General features: G+C 67.0%; 19 protein-coding genes and 1 pseudogene. 11 read left to right on the forward strand and 9 right to left on the reverse strand.

What is annotated here, in order from left to right; all coding sequences use genetic code 11:
* Positions 1-169: 169 nt before the first annotated feature.
* Positions 170-1,144, forward strand: a complete 975-nt coding sequence (locus G6R20_RS07585) for a hypothetical protein (protein WP_163375977.1) — start codon at positions 170-172, stop codon at positions 1,142-1,144.
* A gap of 29 nt (positions 1,145-1,173) precedes the next feature.
* Here the strand turns inward: G6R20_RS07585 and G6R20_RS19110 are convergent.
* From G6R20_RS19110 to G6R20_RS07605, 5 genes and pseudogenes are all read right to left on the reverse strand, one after another.
* Positions 1,174-1,411 (reverse strand): annotated as a pseudogene (locus tag G6R20_RS19110) (23S rRNA pseudouridine(955/2504/2580) synthase); the annotation flags it as partial.
* A 19-nt stretch (positions 1,412-1,430) separates the two neighbouring features.
* Positions 1,431-2,075: a mismatch-specific DNA-glycosylase gene (locus G6R20_RS07590; RefSeq protein ID WP_119191749.1), complete on the reverse strand. Its 645-nt coding sequence runs from the start codon at positions 2,073-2,075 to the stop codon at positions 1,431-1,433.
* A 94-nt stretch (positions 2,076-2,169) separates the two neighbouring features.
* Complete coding sequence (locus tag G6R20_RS07595; RefSeq protein WP_067718552.1) at positions 2,170-2,610, reverse strand: YtoQ family protein; 441 nt, start codon at positions 2,608-2,610, stop codon at positions 2,170-2,172.
* A 220-nt stretch (positions 2,611-2,830) separates the two neighbouring features.
* The gene (locus G6R20_RS07600; RefSeq protein ID WP_067719213.1) at positions 2,831-3,127 is read right to left on the reverse strand and encodes an SMI1/KNR4 family protein; all 297 of its coding nucleotides are present in this window, start codon (positions 3,125-3,127) and stop codon (positions 2,831-2,833) included.
* Positions 3,128-3,376: 249 nt separating this feature from the next.
* On the reverse strand, positions 3,377-4,228 hold the full coding sequence (locus G6R20_RS07605; protein ID WP_067719211.1) for an SDR family oxidoreductase: 852 nt from the start codon (positions 4,226-4,228) through the stop codon (positions 3,377-3,379).
* A 109-nt stretch (positions 4,229-4,337) separates the two neighbouring features.
* Here G6R20_RS07605 and G6R20_RS07610 point away from each other — a divergent pair, with 109 nt between their 5' ends.
* The 5 genes from G6R20_RS07610 to arfB all read left to right on the forward strand — a co-directional run bounded on the left by G6R20_RS07610 (position 4,338) and on the right by arfB (position 6,800).
* Positions 4,338-4,733, forward strand: a complete 396-nt coding sequence (locus G6R20_RS07610) for a helix-turn-helix domain-containing protein (RefSeq protein WP_067719208.1) — start codon at positions 4,338-4,340, stop codon at positions 4,731-4,733.
* Between the two features lie 238 nt (positions 4,734-4,971).
* A complete protein-coding gene (locus tag G6R20_RS07615) occupies positions 4,972-5,328 on the forward strand; it encodes a hypothetical protein (RefSeq protein ID WP_159148180.1) in 357 nt (118 codons plus the stop codon).
* A gap of 173 nt (positions 5,329-5,501) precedes the next feature.
* Positions 5,502-5,738, forward strand: a complete 237-nt coding sequence (locus G6R20_RS18465) for a hypothetical protein (RefSeq protein ID WP_200841554.1) — start codon at positions 5,502-5,504, stop codon at positions 5,736-5,738.
* A gap of 33 nt (positions 5,739-5,771) precedes the next feature.
* Positions 5,772-6,314 carry a hypothetical protein gene (locus tag G6R20_RS07620; protein ID WP_200841553.1) on the forward strand — a complete coding sequence of 181 codons (543 nt, stop codon included), beginning with the start codon at positions 5,772-5,774 and terminating at the stop codon, positions 6,312-6,314.
* 45 nt (positions 6,315-6,359) lie between these two features.
* The gene (gene arfB, locus G6R20_RS07625) at positions 6,360-6,800 is read left to right on the forward strand and encodes an alternative ribosome rescue aminoacyl-tRNA hydrolase ArfB (RefSeq protein ID WP_119191747.1); all 441 of its coding nucleotides are present in this window, start codon (positions 6,360-6,362) and stop codon (positions 6,798-6,800) included.
* On the opposite strand, the gene G6R20_RS07630 is transcribed toward arfB, so the two are convergent.
* Entirely contained in the window at positions 6,766-7,761 is a 996-nt protein-coding gene (locus G6R20_RS07630) for a LysR family transcriptional regulator (RefSeq protein WP_096905197.1), read from the reverse strand. The two genes, arfB and G6R20_RS07630, sit on opposite strands and share 35 nt — an antisense overlap.
* A 125-nt stretch (positions 7,762-7,886) precedes the next feature.
* On the opposite strand from G6R20_RS07630, the gene G6R20_RS07635 reads away from it, so the two are divergent.
* Together G6R20_RS07635 and G6R20_RS07640 are read left to right on the forward strand one after the other, a co-directional pair.
* Entirely contained in the window at positions 7,887-8,879 is a 993-nt protein-coding gene (locus tag G6R20_RS07635) for a putative oxygenase MesX (RefSeq protein ID WP_119191746.1), read from the forward strand.
* A 20-nt stretch (positions 8,880-8,899) separates the two neighbouring features.
* Positions 8,900-9,952, forward strand: a complete 1,053-nt coding sequence (locus G6R20_RS07640) for a methionine synthase (protein WP_067715552.1) — start codon at positions 8,900-8,902, stop codon at positions 9,950-9,952.
* An 86-nt stretch (positions 9,953-10,038) separates the two neighbouring features.
* Here G6R20_RS07640 and G6R20_RS07645 read toward each other — a convergent pair whose 3' ends face one another.
* On the reverse strand, positions 10,039-10,425 hold the full coding sequence (locus tag G6R20_RS07645; RefSeq protein WP_342358168.1) for a dihydrofolate reductase family protein: 387 nt from the start codon (positions 10,423-10,425) through the stop codon (positions 10,039-10,041).
* Between the two features lie 356 nt (positions 10,426-10,781).
* On the opposite strand from G6R20_RS07645, the gene G6R20_RS07650 reads away from it, so the two are divergent.
* Positions 10,782-10,970 (forward strand): VOC family protein, encoded by a 189-nt coding sequence (locus G6R20_RS07650; protein ID WP_143337675.1) that lies wholly within the window; start codon positions 10,782-10,784, stop codon positions 10,968-10,970.
* A 9-nt stretch (positions 10,971-10,979) separates the two neighbouring features.
* On the opposite strand, the gene ychF is transcribed toward G6R20_RS07650, so the two are convergent.
* A complete protein-coding gene (ychF, locus tag G6R20_RS07655) occupies positions 10,980-12,059 on the reverse strand; it encodes a redox-regulated ATPase YchF (protein WP_119191793.1) in 1,080 nt (359 codons plus the stop codon).
* A 99-nt stretch (positions 12,060-12,158) separates the two neighbouring features.
* On the opposite strand from ychF, the gene G6R20_RS07660 reads away from it, so the two are divergent.
* Both G6R20_RS07660 and G6R20_RS07665 read left to right on the forward strand, forming a co-directional pair.
* Complete coding sequence (locus tag G6R20_RS07660) at positions 12,159-13,664, forward strand: AI-2E family transporter (protein WP_067715587.1); 1,506 nt, start codon at positions 12,159-12,161, stop codon at positions 13,662-13,664.
* Positions 13,665-13,675: 11 nt separating this feature from the next.
* Positions 13,676-14,173, forward strand: coding sequence for a DUF6542 domain-containing protein (locus G6R20_RS07665; RefSeq protein WP_181694249.1), 498 nt, complete (start codon positions 13,676-13,678; stop codon positions 14,171-14,173).
* Positions 14,174-14,243: 70 nt separating this feature from the next.
* Here the strand turns inward: G6R20_RS07665 and G6R20_RS07670 are convergent, their stop codons facing one another.
* A complete protein-coding gene (locus G6R20_RS07670; protein WP_069390312.1) occupies positions 14,244-15,224 on the reverse strand; it encodes a 4-hydroxy-3-methylbut-2-enyl diphosphate reductase in 981 nt (326 codons plus the stop codon).
* Positions 15,225-15,268: the final 44 nt, after the last annotated feature.

Here is a 15,268-nt window from a genome sequence, read left to right on the forward strand (position 1 = left end):
AGTGCCTGGTCAGGCTAACAGTCGCTGCCCTTGTCGTCGGGAGGGTCGGGAGCCGGGCCGGAGTGTCGCAGGGCTGTGCGATAGTGCAGTTCGGTCCTGCCTCCCGAGGTGCGGAGCGGCTCCCCGGTCAGCTGTGTGAAAGGTGTGTCGGAATTCGAGAGCCTTGGTGGTGTCGGGCGCGCTCCTGCTAGTGGCGGGGTGTTCGTCCGGGCAGGTCGGACAGGACGCGTCGGAACAGGCCGAGGGGTCATCCTCCTCCGCCACGGAGACCATCACGGTCACGGCGTCCTCCCCCGCCGCCGTCCCCGACGCGCTGACCAGTATCGATCCCTCCTCTCTCGCCTCGCAGCACCATGCGGGAACGTATGTGTGGAAGTGCTCCACCGGCGGTCAGTACGTGGGCCTGTGCGTGTCCGGGGGCGGGGCGGTGACCTGCACCGGTGTGCCGGGGGCGGAGGCTCCGGATCTCACCGAGTATTTCCCGGGCCGTCCCGGCGCTATGGAACTCGGCCCGGCAGGACTGCGCTATACGTTTGTCGAGGGAGTGCCGCCGGTGTCCGCCCGGCTCGAGACCGGTCAGTCCGTGGAGTTCGGCGACCTGCGGTGCGCCAAGCCGGACGCCGCCACCCTGGAGTGCAGTTCCGGCGGCAACTCGTTCACCATCAGCGGCCCGGGCCGGGCCATCACTACGGCGGGCACGGTGCTCGCGGAGCGGGACTACTCCAATCATCCCGACTCCGGATCCGGCACCACATCGTCGTCCTCCACGACCGCCGCCAGCGGACATCCATCGGGCTACATGGGTGCCAGCGGTATGGTCAGCGGGGTCCGCACGGCCTCGGGCGCTCTGGTCACCGCCTCCGTTCCGCCGTGTGACGGCAGGGGGATCCTCATCCTCGACTCGTACGTGGAGTCATCCGGTCCCCAGGAGGGCATCGCCGCGCTCGTGGACCGTCACCCGGGTGCCGAGTTCGCCATGCCGGGCCGGTGCCCCTCGCTGCGCGGCAGCCTGGACGGCGCCCGTGTCTATCCCATCTTCACCGACCACGGACACGACACCGTGGCCGTGTGCCGCGACAAGGCGGCCCGCGGAGGCAATGCGCGGCTGCTCACCATCACGGCGGAACACATCGACCCCTGCTGATCCTCGGGACCTCCCCGAGACCCCGAAGGCTAGAGACCGCGGGTGAGCAGCCGATCCCAGGTACCCGGCATCGGAGCAGACACGATCAGGTCCGTCCCGTCCGGCAGCGGGATCAGCATCGTCGCGGCGTGCAGATGGAGGCCGCGTGCGGCCGCGAGAGGCCACGACAGTGTTGAAGCGGGGATCCCCGTATCGGTCGTCACCGGCGATCGGGTGCCCGGCGTGCTGGAGATGCACGCGGATCTGGTGCTTACGGCCGGTGAACAGATATCCGGCCACCCTCGACTCACAGCGTCATGCCTCGGGCATCGGTGCCGTGATCACCACCCGTGCCCTCAACGACACGCCAGACCTCTTGCCAGTACCCGGCCAGCGAATCGACGGTCTCGTGCGCGTTCAATCCGCTCGGCTGGGGCACCACCCAGAGCGCCACACCGGCCGGCCAGCCTCGAATCGCAGACGCATCCTGTGGGCCCGTGGTCGCCCGCGGCTGCACGAAGGCCGCCCGGTAGGCGGTGATCCCCACGATCGCCACGAGACCGGGCCTCAGGTCGCGGACCCGCGAGATCAATCGTTCCCCTCCGGCGCGGAGCTCATCGCGGGAGAGTTCATCGGCCCTGGCGGTGGCACGACCGACGAGGTTGGTCACCCCGATCCCTCGCGAGGTGAGCTGACGTTCGTCCGGGGCCGAGAGTCCTGCGGAGGCGTCCACGAGCTCATCGGTCAGACCTGCACGGTGGAGTGAGGGCCAGAAGCGGTTCCCCGGGCGGGCGAACGGCGCGTTGACCGCAGCGGTCCACAATCCGGGGTTGATTCCCACGATGAGCAGTCGGAGACGCGCCGGCGCGACGGGCAGCACATCGTCCATCGCGTCCGGGTCATCGGTGGCGAACCGGGCCAGATCCTCGCGCCGCGGGCGAGCGCCGCCCATAGGGGAAGGACGTCGCGGGCTCCCGGCAGGCGCCGGAGGACCCGTCACGACTGCACCGTCTTCGCGGCCGGGCTGCACGGGGAGCACCGCCCGGTCAGGGCTTGAGGATGTACTGCAGCGTCTCCACCACCTGATCGGTGGTCGTACACCACGCCTGTGCCTCGGCGTCGACCTCCTTGAGCGGGTGGATGATGTCGGCATCGTGGAGAGTCACGTAAGGCTTGCCGAGCGCCGCGCAGTGGCCCGCGTCAAAGGCGGCGTTCCACTGCTTGTACTTGTCCCCGAAACGGACCACCACCATGTCCGCCTGCTCGATCAGGGTTCGTGTGCGGATGGAGTTCACCTTGGCCGACTGGTGGTCGCGCCAGAACTGGTTCCCGGTCTCCCCCAGATGGTCCCCGGCGGCGTCGCTGGCCGGATGGTCGGTGACGGGGGCGGTGAACACCACATCCAGACCGGCGGCTTCGGCACCGCGCCTGATCTCCTCGCGCCAGTCGGTGTGGATCTCACCGGCGAGGTAGACGGAAAAACTCATGACTCAGTCCTCCTGTGTGCGGTGGCGCCGGTTCTCGTCACCAGCTCTGGACGCCACCTTCCCTGGACGCTAGTCGTTGACCCGCACCCAGCCGAATCCCGGTAGGTCAGCTGGCCCGGGGACCCCGATCGGCAAGACCCGTGCCGAACTCCAGGAGTTCGTCGAGCGAGTGCGCACTCAGCGTCGCCTCACTCTCGTCCATGACCCCCATGTCGACTTCTTAGATGCGCCCGTCCCCCTCGTTGAGCAGGATTGCCGTACCGCCTCCGTCGTCGCCGATCATGAGGTATCCGGGCATGTACTCCGACACTTCATAGTCCGCGTTTCGCTGGACGATCTCCTCCACCTCGAGGATGCTCAGGCTGCTCGGGGTGAATCCACCGTTGTGCACTGTCACCAGTGCGACGTAGGCCGCGGGTAGTGGCCTTCCGTGCTCGTCTTCCGCCAGCGCGATCTCAGCGGGGGTCGCCGGCGGGTTCCATTCGAACGCTGAACTCCACTGATGCTGGGACGCCATCTGCTTCCGCCGATCTCTGTCACGCCGGTGTCGCCGCGAACCGACTGCTGCTCCCCCAGCACGTTACAGAGGACGATTGCGCTGCACGGTGGGCCGCGCGACTTCCCCGCACGCCACCTCGCCTGCGGCAACTACCAGCAGAACAGCCCCGCTTCCCATGGAGGAAGCGGGGCCGTCATCGTTCGTCAGCATCAGTGGAGCGGGGAACCACGCGGGCCACCGACCCATCGCGGCACTACGTCGAGGACGTCATCCCTGCGAGAGAGCCTCCGCCACGGAGGTCGACGGGCGCCCGATGAGGTCCTGCAGGTCGGTGCTGTCCGAGTAGAGGGCGCCACCGGCGATCACCGGGTCCATCCCGGCGAACATCTCCGCGACCTCGGCGGGCAGACCGAAGCCCTTGAGGGTCTCCCCGTACTCCCCGACCGCCTGGTTGACGTACTGGACATCGGCTCCGATCACGGTGCCCACCGCGGCAGCGATCTCCGGGTAGGTCACAGCCGGCGCTCCGGCGAGCTCATACACCTTGCCGACGTGCCCGTCGGTGGTCACCACCACCGCAGCGGCCTCCGCGTAGTCGCGACGGGCCGCGCCTGAGACCTTCGCATCGCCGGCAGCGCCGAAGAATTTTCCGACCGCTCGTCCCGAGTCGAGCGCGGACGCGTAGTTCTCCCAGTACCAGCCGTTGCGGAGCAGGACGTGGTCGATTCCACTGTCGGCGAGCAGCTTCTCGGTGCCACGATGCTCGGGGGCCAGGCCCAGCTCGGAGGTGTCGAGGTTGAGCAGGCTGGTGTAGGCGATCAGCGAGACCCCGGCGGCCTTGGCGGCATTGATGATGTTGGTGTGCTGCGCGAGGCGCTGGCCCACCTCACTACCCGATACCAGGACGAGTCGATCGACGCCCTCGAGCGCCTCGGTGAGTGCCGCCTCGTCCTCATAGGAGGCGACGCCGAGCTTCAGGCCCTTCGCGGCAAGGGGCTCCGCCTTTGCTTCGTCACGGACCACGGCGACGATGTCGGACGCTTCGACGCCGCGGGCGAGCAGAGAGTCGATGACCAGACCGCCGAGATGGCCGGTTGCTCCGGTTACTGCGATACGCATGGGAAGAACTCCTTGGGTTAGTTGGTTGGTGATTCGTCACCCACTTTGCCACTAACTTTCTATTAGCGCAACCCATTTGTTAGCAATTACGTATGCCATGATGGCGGGTATGACCTCCCCTGACCACGCGCCCCACGAGCCCCTCCCGGCCGACGTGTTCGCCCGGGGCTGCTCATCCCGGGGAGCCCTGCAGCACCTCACCGGCCGGTGGGGCGCGCTCACGATCGTGGCGCTACGGCTGGCCGACGAGCCCCTGCGCTTCAGTGAGGTCCGGCGCCGCGTCGACGGCATCAGCGACCGGATGCTCTCCCAGACTCTGGGCGACCTCGAACGGGATGGCATGGTCGTCCGCACGGTGCACAGCACTATCCCGCCGCACGTCACCTATGCACTCGCCCCGCTCGGCCTCCGGGTCGCCGATCCGCTCCAGCAACTGACGGCGATCATCGAGTCCGAGCTCCCCAGCGTCCTCGAAGCCCGGGCCCTCTACGACGAATCCCACTGAGCCGCCGGGCCGAACCACTTCGAAGGCCCTACAATGCTTCTCCCCTTGCGGAGAGGCTGTTTCGACGGCTGTAAAGTCTTCCTGGCCGTGCGATCCGCGAGGCATATTCGACCGTCTCGGCCGCCGGCCCGATCTGGCCGATCTGTGGGTGCCATCGCTGGCCGATCTCCCTCCGTCAGGGACCGCAGCCGAGGTCCGCAGGAACTACTCCTCCCTTCCGGCGTGGTGGCTGCGGCCGGTGCTTGTGTATGTGGCGCTGTTCATGACGATCGTGCCGCCCGAGGTGTTGCGCCGCCAGCGCGCCGCGGTGACGGCGTGGATCGACGAGGTTCTGGAGGCCTCGCAGCGCGACAGGGCCATCCGCCTCGGCGACAGCTTCGCCGAGCGCGATGTGATCAGTGGCGTGGAGATCTTCGGTGAGCCGATGCGCGGCGTGTGGGTGTGGCGTAAGCCGTCGATCATGCCGCACCTGTACCTGGGGTGGGCGCTGGCGGATCCGCGGACGGCCGAGACCTTCGATGAGTCCGACGCGGTGTTCCTCCGCAGGACCCCCAAGTCCCTTCGACGCAGGTCCCGTCTCGAGCATCAGGGGTAGCTGTCGCCGGACCCGGAATCCGTGGCCGCGATGTTTTTTGACGACGACGACTTCACCGGCGGCCACGTCGACCCGAACGGCTGCAGCTGCCGGCACCCCTTTTCACGCGTCCCGGCTCGGCGCACCGGTCTCGACACCTTGCAGGGCTTCAGGTCGCTTGCCAGACTGTGCCCATGACCGCCGACGAGGCTTTCCCGATGCACGTCTTCGATGCGTTCGGGGTGGATCCCTCGATGTATCCCGAGCTGATCGGGGGCGCTGTCCGGGTCATCGAGAAGTGTCCTGCGAACGGACCGATCACCGTGATGACCGCCGGCGTGTCCAGACTCCCGACCGACTCGGGTGAGCGGGTCGAACTCGCCGTCGAGGTTCTCGACGGTCAGCAGGGGGCGGCGCAGGTCGCCCTGTAGATCGTCTGTGACGACATCGCCGCCCACCGGCGCGTGCCACCCGTCGAGGCGCCGTGGCGCAACGACGGCCCGTTTCTCAACGGCACCGGGATCTCCGCGATCATGGCGACGGGATCGCGCTGGGGCTCGACATTTGACGAGGTCCGTACCGAGGGCGGCACAGTCGTCGGACACATGCGCACCCTTCGCCTGCTCACCGATGCCGAAGCCGGGTTCGCGGCGACCAACGGCTGGGATGCGCTGGTCGACGCCGCCGGATCCGTCGATGCCCTCCTCGACGTGACCCGGGAGAGCACCGTGGCATCCGGTGGAGCGAGCGGATTGCCCGTGTTCCTGTCGAAGCTGCACGCCCAGCACCCGCCGCGGTGGGTGACGTTCGTCGGGGACAGCATCGAATCGGTGACCGGACTGGAATCCGAGGAGTACATGGACGACGCGGCCAACCACGAGATCTGGGACGTGTGCTCGTTCACCGACCGGTTCCGGTGGGGCGCCGATTTCCTTGCCGTTGCCCGCCCCGGTGACACCGCACTGTTCACTGACACCTCTGGCGTGTACGAGCTGGAGGTCGACTGACTCTGCGGCGAAAGGCGCCTGAGGACGAGCGGGGACAATGACACCATGGACGATCTGCTCATCGCGCCGGGGCCCGGGGCACCACACGGCCTCCGGATCCCGGCGGTCGAGCTCGTCGAGCAGTTCTCCCGCTCCTCCGGCCCCGGCGGCCAGGGCGTCAACACCACAGATTCGCGGGTCCAGCTCAGCCTCGATCTCGCCACCACCACTGCACTCGAAGAGACGCAGCGGGCCCGGGTGCTGCGCAATCTCGCCTCTCAGCTCGACGACACGGTACTGACGATCGCGGCCTCCGAGGAGCGTTCCCAGCGGCGGAACCGGGCCGCGGCCCGCGTCCGTCTCGCCGGGCTTCTTCGTGAGGCCGTTGCCCCGGCGGGTCCCCGTCGACCGACGCGCCCGACCCGGGGTTCGCAGCGCCGCCGACTGGAAGCCAAGAGCCGGCGCGGTGCCATCAAGGAGAACCGCCGACGTCCCGACTCCGACTAGGCCCGCCCGGGCGTTCACGGGCGTCGAGCAGGTCGATTCCGTAGTCGGCCACGACGGCCCGCATCTCGGCCAGGTAGCGCTGCGCCTGTTCGGTGAGCGGGATTCCGGAGTGGCTGATCCATCCGATCTCGATGCTCTGGTCCACTTCGAGGGGGATGGCGACGATCTCGGGATCCAGGTCGTCACTGATGATGCCGGTCGAGATCGTGTAGCCGTCCAGCCCGATCATGAGGTTGAAGATGGTCGCACGGTCGGACACCCGGATCTCCCGGGCACTGGAGAGTGTGGAGAGGATCTCCTCGGCGAAGTAGAACGAGTTGTTCGCGCCCTGGTCGAACGTCAGCCGCGGAAGGTCTGCGAGATCCTCGAGCGTGACGTGGTCCCTGGTGGCCAGGGGGTTCTGCCGGGAGATGAACACGTGCGGGGTCGCCGTGAACAGCGGGTGGAACACCAGCCCGGAGTCCCGCAACAGCTTGTCGATGACCTTGCGGTTGAAGTCATTCCGGTAGAGGACTCCCACCTCACTGCGGAGTGTCCGGACGTCCTCGATGATGTCCCACGTGCGGGTCTCCCGGAGCGAGAACTCGTACTGCTCCGCGTCGCCGGACCTGACCATCCGGATGAACGCCTCCACGACGAACGAGTAGTGCTGTGCGGATACCCCGAGCAACCGCCGTGAGGGTGGCTGGCCGAGGTAGCGCTGCTCCAGCAGCGACATCTGTTCGACGACCTGTCGGGCGTAGCCGAGGAATTCCGCGCCCTCGTCGGTCAGCGTCACTCCCCGGGCGGACCGGGCAAGCAGGGTGCGCCCCACCCTGGATTCGAGGTCCTTCATCGCGGCGGACATGGTCGGCTGGGCGACGTAGAGCAACTCCGCAGCGCCGGTGATCGAGCCCTCCGCGGCGACCTCGATGAAGTAGTGCAGCTGCTGGAGTGTGATACCTCTGGATTCCCGGCGCATAGCTACAGCCTATAGAGATCCATAGCAAACGTTAGTTACCCGATACCTGAACTGGGACTGCAGGATGGGGATACAGAATTTCCGCAGCGCCGAGCCCGGCCGACCAAGCCCTGAATTGGACGTACATGTCGAACGAACTCACGTTCAGCATCACCACCACCCGCTTCGACGAGAACTACTCTCCGTCGGAGAGCTCTCGGACCACCACGAACTTCGCGAACCTGGCTCGCGGCGAGCATCGGCAGCAGAATCTCCGCCGAACCCTGTCGATGATCAACCACCGATTCAACGACCTCGCACGCCGGGATAACCCGACCGGGGACCGCTATTCGGTCGAACTCGAGATCGTCTCCGCGGACCTGCAGTTCTATACGGACGATGCCGATCACGGGTTCCCCCTGATCGAGGTACTGGATATCCAGATCGTCGATCACCAGACCGGGCACCGCCTGCCGGGCATCGTGGGCAACAATTTCTCGTCCTACGTCCGCGACTACGACTTCAGCGTTCGGCTGCCGTCGGTCAATGAAGGAAGCTCCGAGTTCACCGTGCCCAGCGACTTCGGTGTCCTGCACGGAAAGCTGTTTCAGCACTTTCTCGACTCCGCGGCGTACGGGGAACGATTCGAGGTGGATCCCGTGATCTGCATCAGCGTGTCGACGAGCAGGACCTACCACCGGACCGGTTACCAGCACCCGGTCCTCGGCGCCGAGTACCAGCAGAACGACTACTCGTTGACCGACGAGTACTTTCACAAGATGGGGCTCCAGGTCAGGTACTTCATGCCACCCGGCGGGGTCGCCCCGCTCGCGTTCTATTTCCGCGGCGAACTGCTCAACGACTACTCGGACCTGCAGCTCATCGGCACGATCAGCGTCATGGAGACGTTCCAGAAGATCTATCGGCCGGAGATCTACAACGCGCACTCGGCCGCAACTGACGTCTACCGGCCGTCCTTGGATCAACAGGACTACTCGCGCACCCCGATTGTCTACGACCGTGACGAGCGCAGTCAGCTCGCGAAGAAGCAGGGCGCGTACACGGAAGAACACTTCATCAAGCCGCACCGAGAACTCCTCGAGCAGTGGGCCGCCCGCCACGCCGTTCTCGTCGGATGACCACCGGAGGAAAGTCGACCATGAACCGGATCCTGCCCACGTCCACCGTCGGCAGCCTGCCCAAGCCCTCGTGGCTCGCCCAGCCTGAAGTCCTCTGGTCGCCCTGGCGGTTGCAGGGCGACGAGCTGAGCGAGGGCAAACAGGACGCGCTGCGTATCGCAGCCCACGAACAGAGCAACCGCGGCATCGACATCGTCAGCGACGGCGAGCAGACCCGTCAGCACTTCGTCACGACCTTCATCGAGCATCTCGACGGCGTCGACTTCGATCGGCGCGAGACCGTCCGGATCCGCAACCGCTACGACGCGAGCGTGCCCACAGTAATCGGCGACGTGAGCCGCTCAAAGCCCGTGTTCGTCGACGACGCGAGGTTCCTCCGGCAGCAGACCGATCAGCCGATCAAGTGGGCGCTCCCCGGCCCCATGACGATGATCGACACGCTCTACGACGGCCACTACAAGAGCCGTGAGAAGTTGGCGTGGGAGTTCGCGACGATCCTCAACCAGGAGGCCCGAGATCTCGAGGCCGCGGGGGTCGACATCATCCAGTTCGACGAGCCCGCGTTCAACGTCTACTTCGACGAGATGAAGGACTGGGGCGTGGCGGCACTGGAACGAGCAGCCGAGGGACTCCGCGCGGAGACCGCGGTACACATCTGCTACGGCTACGGGATCAAGGCCAACACCGACTGGAAGGCCTCCCTCGGGTCGGAATGGCGACAGTACGAGGAGTCGTTTCCACTACTGCAGCAGTCCAGCATCGACATCATCTCGCTGGAGTGCCACAACTCTCGTGTCCCGATTGACCTCGTCGAGCTAGTCCGGGGCAAGAAGGTCATGCTCGGGGCGATCGACGTGGCAGACGAGCGCGTCGAGACCCCGCACGAGGTCGCCGCCACTCTCCGGCGGGCACTCGGGTTCGTCGACGCGGACAAACTCCTGCCGAGTACGAACTGCGGGATGGCGCCCTTCCCACGGGACATCGCGCTCGCGAAGTTGAGCGCGCTCAGCGCGGGCGCTCGCATCGTTCGCGAGGAGATTTCTGCCGCGTCCCTCACCGAGGCAGTGAGGTAGCCAGGGTTCAGTCATCCGGATCCCGGGCGACCCCGTGGCACAGCTCGCGCGTTCATCACGTCAGCTGGGCTGAACCGCGCGCAATTTCAAGGGCTTGTCAGTGGCCCCTGGACGTCGTACCGGACCACCACGAAGTCACGGTTCCGCTCGCACCCCGTGAGTTGGAGATCGAAGGCACCGCCGAACAGCGGCTTTCCTGAACCGAGGGTCACGGGCGCGATCGAGACCACCACCTCGTCGAGCATCCCGGCCCCCGCGAATTCTGCCGCGATGCCACCACCCCCCATCACCCACACATCGCGGCCGCCGGCCGCGGATTCAAGAGCTCCGCGATGATCCACAGGGTCCCCGGCGACGAAGGAGACATGTTCGTTCGCCGCCTCCAGACTGCGGTGGGTGAACACGAAGGTGGGGATCTCCGGCAGCCACTCACGGTCGTGCTCGAGCACCCACATATACGTGGACGAGCCCATGACCTGGGCTCCCACATCGACGAGGAACGCCGCGGTGCTGCCCGGCCCGTTCTCGTCGATATCGTGCTAGAAAAGCCAGGCCAGGGAGTGCTCATCGTCGGCCAGGAACCCATCGAGGGTCGAGGCTGCGAAGTAGCGGTAGCGGGTCATGGAAGCCCTCCTGAGGCGCGGCGGTTCCGCGTGATCGGATCCGGACCGAGGTGTGCGATGTCCCGGTTTCCGCGTGGTAAACCCGCATCCCACCGAGCCCCGGCACACACCGTTCTCTTGTGCGGCGAATCGCGGAGGGCGATGGTACTGTCATGAACATCGAACGCATCGTTCCCGATCTGACGGTCTGAGTCTGATCACCGCCGATGACACAAGCCCCGGAGAACCCAGACGTCTCAATCTTCGTGGACGACGTTCAGACCGCGTACGACCGCACCGTGGCGGCAGGTCTCCAGATCGTGCACCGGCTCAGATCAGAGAAGTGGGGCGTCGTCCGGTTCTTCTACCGCGACGCATCAGGCAATGTGGTCAACGTCGGCATGCATGCTCGGTGACCGGCCGACTCACACGTTGAACCGGAACTCCACCACGTCGCCGTCGGCCATCACGTAGTCCTTGCCCTCCATGCGCACCTTGCCGGCGGCCTTGGCTGCGGCCATCGACCCGGCGGCGTCGAGGTCGGCAAAGGAGACGATTTCGGCCTTGATGAAGCCCTTCTCGAAGTCCGTGTGGATCACGCCGGCGGCCTTGGGGGCGGTGTCGCCCTTGCGGATTGTCCAGGCGCGCGACTCCTTGGGGCCGGCGGTGAGGTAGGTCTGCAGGCCCAGGGTGTGGAACCCGGCGCGGGCGAGCGAGTTCAGGCCCGGCTCGTGCTGGCCGATCGACTCCAGCAGCTCCATGGCGTCGTCCTCGTCCAGTTCGAGCAGCTCGGCCTCGACCTTCGCATCGAGGAAGACCGCGTCGGCGGGGGCGACCGCGGCGCGGAGTTCGGCCTGACGCGACTCGCTGGTCAGCACTGACTCGTCGGCGTTGAACACGTAGAGGAACGGCTTGGCGGTCATCAGGTGCAGGTCACGCAGCAGCCCGCGGTCGACCTCGTCCTGCGCCTTGAACAGGGTCCGACCGTCCTCGAGCAAGGCCTGCGCCTTGCGGACCTCGTCCAGCAACGCCACGAGGGACTTGTCCTTGCGCGAGTCCTTCTCGAGCCGCGGGATCGCCTTCTCGATGGTCTCCAGGTCGGCCAGGATCAGCTCGGTGGCGATCACCTCGATGTCGGCCATCGGGTCGACCTTGCCGTCGACGTGGATGACGTCCGGGTCGTCGAAGACGCGGACGACCTGGCAGATCGCGTCGGCCTCACGGATGTTGGCGAGGAACTTGTTGCCCATCCCCTCACCGGTGCTGGCGCCCTTGACGATGCCCGCGATGTCGACGAACGACACGACGGCGGGCAGGATCCGCTCGGAGCCGAAGATCTCCGCGAGTCGGTTCAGGCGTGGGTCCGGCAGATCGACCACGCCGACGTTGGGCTCGATGGTGGCGAACGGGTAGTTCGCCGCGAGGACGTCGTTGTTCGTCAGGGCGTTGAACAGGGTCGACTTACCGACGTTGGGCAGTCCGACGATTCCGAGGGTGAGGCTCACGAGGGCACAGTCTACGGACAGCACCCCGGCTCCTCCCCCGCGGCCGTCGGGCGCCTCGTCAGGGAGCACACCACCGTGACCTCTGACATCATGTGACCCATGACCGACGAGCCGAAACCGCGTCCCCCCGTCGAGGACCAGGAGCAGCACGTCGACCGTTCCGTCCTCATCGGACTGGGCGGGCGCTGGGTCACCGACTGGGCCCTGCGACTGGCCATCCTTCTCGTCGCGGGCTGGTTGGTATCGAGGATCGGTGGCGCCCTGTGGGTCGGCATCCTCCCGATCCTGTTGGCGCTCATCGTCTCCACGGTGCTGTGGCCGCCGACGGGGTGGATGGTGCGGCACAGGGTCCCCAAGACGCTGGCCTCGCTGTTGTCCATCATCGCGTCACTCGGCCTCGTCTCGGGCGTGGTCGCCCTCATCGCCCCGTCGATCGTCGAGCAGAGCGTGCAGCTCGCCGACCAGACCTCGGAGGCGATCACCCAGGTCCAGGACTGGTTGCGCGGACCGCCGCTGAACATCCGGGACGAGCAGCTCGACGGGGTCCTCGAGCAGCTCAGCTCCACCCTGCAGGACCGCGGTGACCAGATCGCCTCGGGTGTGTTCAGCGGTGTCAGCGCGGTGGGGTCCTTCGTGATCACCCTCGTGCTGGTTCTGGTCCTGACGTTCTTCTTCATCAAGGACGGGCCGAGGTTCCTCCCGTTCGTCCGCCGCATCTCCGGGCGCACCGCCGGCCGTCACCTGACCGAGGTCCTGACCCGCGCCTGGAACACCCTCGGCGGCTACATCCGCGCCCAGGCGATCGTGTCGTTCGTCGACGCGGTGCTCATCGGTCTGGCTCTGGTGATCCTGGGCGTACCGCTGGCGTGGGCGTTGGCCGTCATCACGTTCATCGCCGGGTTCATCCCCATCGTCGGCGCCTTCACCGCGGGTGCGCTCGCAGTCCTCATCGCCCTGGTCGCCAACGGCTTCACGACCGCGATCATCGTCCTGGTCGTGATCATTCTGGTGCAGCAGCTCGAGGGCAACGTTCTCCAGCCGATCGTCCAGTCGCGCGCGATGAACCTGCACCCGGGGGTCATCCTGCTCGGCGTGGCCGCGGGTAGCACGCTGTTCGGCATCATCGGCGCGTTCCTGGCCGTCCCGCTCCTCGCGGTACTGGCGGTCGCGCTGCGCTACATCAACGAGCAGATCGATCTGCGTACCGGTGATGTGACCGCGTCGGATCTGGCGTCGGCGACAGACGAGGGACGTCTGACCGCGTGGCTCGCCGAGCTGTCGAGCTCGCGCTTCGCACCTCTGCGCAAGAGCAGTACCGCGATCATGGCCGGGATGATCGACGAGCGCCCCGACATCGCCGGGCCCCGGCGCCCGGTCCCCACCAGTGCGGGCGCAGGGGTCACCGTGGAGGCCGACGACGACGAGGTGGGCGGCGGCTCCACCACCGCCGCCCCGGGGTTGTCGGATGAACCCCCGCCGGCGGCGGGCCCCGTCGATCCGAAGGCGGTCGACGGCTACCGCCCGTCCCCGCAGGAGCAGGAGGCGGAGAAGCCCAACCCGCTACGGCGGTTCGGCCGTTTCCTCGCCCGCCGACTGGGAGGTTAGAGTCTTCTCCCGTGACTAGACGCAGGAGTGGACGGGTACCCGCGGACGAGCGGTCCGTGCTGTCCTCGACGCGGGGGCTGCCTGCCTGGACCGCGGTCCTCCTGGCGGTGGCGATCTCGCTGACCGGCGTGGCCATCGACTCGGTTTCCGGGGACCTCGGCGCGGGCTTCACGGTCGCGTTCTTCCTCGGCTGCGTGGTGTCCGTGCTCGCGGTCGCGCGGCGCTCGGTGTTCGTCGCGGGGGTGCAGCCACCGATCATCATGGCCCTGCTGGTCCCGCTGGTCTACGTCGTCTCCGGGGTCGGTTCGGGCGCGGACGTCTTCTCGCGGTCCCAGCTCGTGTCGATCATCCTGCCGCTGGCGACCCGCTTCCCTCTGATGATCACCACGACCGTCGTGGTGGTGGCGATCGCCCTGATCCGTGCTCTGGTGCTGGAGCCGCGGCCGCGGGTCGCCCGCCCCGCGGCGCCGCCCATCCAGCGCAGCGCCCCGGCACACGCCCGCCGTTGAGGCGGGGTGCGACGGGGCGCTGACGGCTACCGCGTCCTCCCCGCCACCTACCGTCGGGCGGGGGCGCGTATCAGACCTTCTTGGGAACCCGCAGTTCGCGGGGCAGCGAGAACGTGATGGTCTCCTGCGCCGTCCGGACGGTGGAGACGTCACCGAAGCCGTGGTCGGCGAGCAGGTCCACCACTCCGCGGACGAGGATCTCCGGCACGGACGCGCCCGAGGTCACGCCGACGGTGGTGACGCCCTCGAACCAGGACGTGTCGATCTCCTTGGCGTAGTCCACCAGGTGCGCGTCGCGGGCTCCCGCCTGCAGCGCGACCTCCACCAGTCGCACGGAGTTGGACGAGTTCTGTGACCCCACCACGATCACCAGGTCGCACTGCGGGGCCATGGTCTTGACCGCGACCTGACGGTTCTGCGTGGCGTAGCAGATGTCGTCGGACGGCGGGTCGATGAGCGTGGGGTACTTCTGCTTGAGGCGGCGCACCGTCTCCATGGTCTCGTCCACGCTGAGCGTGGTCTGCGAGAGCCAGATCAGCTTCTCGGTGTCCACGGGGATGTCCAGCGCGTCCACGGACTCGGGGCCGTCGACCAGCGTCACCACGTCGGGCGCCTCACCGGCGGTCCCCTCGACCTCCTCGTGGCCCTCGTGGCCCACCAGCAGGATGAGGTAACCCTCGCGCGCGAAGCGCTTGACCTCGGTGTGGACCTTGGTCACCAGGGGGCAGGTGGCGTCGAACGTCTTGAGTTCGAGCTGGAGAGCGCTCTCCCGGACGGCGGGCGAGACGCCGTGCGCGGAGAACACCAGGTTCGCCCCGTGCGGGACCTCGTCGGTCTCGTCGACGAAGATCACGCCCTGGTCGGTGAACGACTCGACCACGTGCTTGTTGTGGACGATCTCCTTACGGACGTACAGCGGCGCCCCGTGCTTGGCCAGGGCTTTCTCGACCGTCTCGACGGCTCGGTCGACGCCGGCACAGTAGCCGCGCGGTTCCGCGAGAAGTACCCGCTTGGTTGCCGGTTCGGCGATCATGTCGGTCTGCTCGGTCATGTCCCCAGGGTACGGTTCATACTGGATTTCGACCATTACGCCTC

Origin of the sequence: Dietzia sp. Alg238-R159, assembly GCF_900537145.1 — a bacterium.
Lineage (GTDB): Bacteria > Actinomycetota > Actinomycetes > Mycobacteriales > Mycobacteriaceae > Dietzia > Dietzia kunjamensis.

Coding starts and splice junctions, on each gene's coding strand:
- G6R20_RS07590 (WP_119191749.1), bottom strand. CDS start 2,075: ATGGGCGGCGCTCGCCCGCGGCGCGAGGATCTGGCCCGGTTCGCCACC.
- G6R20_RS07595 (WP_067718552.1), bottom strand. CDS start 2,610: ATGAGTTTTTCCGTCTACCTCGCCGGTGAGATCCACACCGACTGGCGC.
- G6R20_RS07600 (WP_067719213.1), bottom strand. CDS start 3,127: ATGGCGTCCCAGCATCAGTGGAGTTCAGCGTTCGAATGGAACCCGCCG.
- G6R20_RS07605 (WP_067719211.1), bottom strand. CDS start 4,228: ATGCGTATCGCAGTAACCGGAGCAACCGGCCATCTCGGCGGTCTGGTC.
- G6R20_RS07610 (WP_067719208.1), top strand. CDS start 4,338: ATGACCTCCCCTGACCACGCGCCCCACGAGCCCCTCCCGGCCGACGTG.
- G6R20_RS18465 (WP_200841554.1), top strand. CDS start 5,502: ATGACCGCCGACGAGGCTTTCCCGATGCACGTCTTCGATGCGTTCGGG.
- arfB (WP_119191747.1), top strand. CDS start 6,360: ATGGACGATCTGCTCATCGCGCCGGGGCCCGGGGCACCACACGGCCTC.
- G6R20_RS07630 (WP_096905197.1), bottom strand. CDS start 7,761: ATGCGCCGGGAATCCAGAGGTATCACACTCCAGCAGCTGCACTACTTC.
- G6R20_RS07635 (WP_119191746.1), top strand. CDS start 7,887: ATGTCGAACGAACTCACGTTCAGCATCACCACCACCCGCTTCGACGAG.
- G6R20_RS07640 (WP_067715552.1), top strand. CDS start 8,900: ATGAACCGGATCCTGCCCACGTCCACCGTCGGCAGCCTGCCCAAGCCC.
- G6R20_RS07645 (WP_342358168.1), bottom strand. CDS start 10,425: ATGGGCTCGTCCACGTATATGTGGGTGCTCGAGCACGACCGTGAGTGG.
- G6R20_RS07650 (WP_143337675.1), top strand. CDS start 10,782: ATGACACAAGCCCCGGAGAACCCAGACGTCTCAATCTTCGTGGACGAC.
- G6R20_RS07660 (WP_067715587.1), top strand. CDS start 12,159: ATGACCGACGAGCCGAAACCGCGTCCCCCCGTCGAGGACCAGGAGCAG.
- G6R20_RS07670 (WP_069390312.1), bottom strand. CDS start 15,224: ATGACCGAGCAGACCGACATGATCGCCGAACCGGCAACCAAGCGGGTA.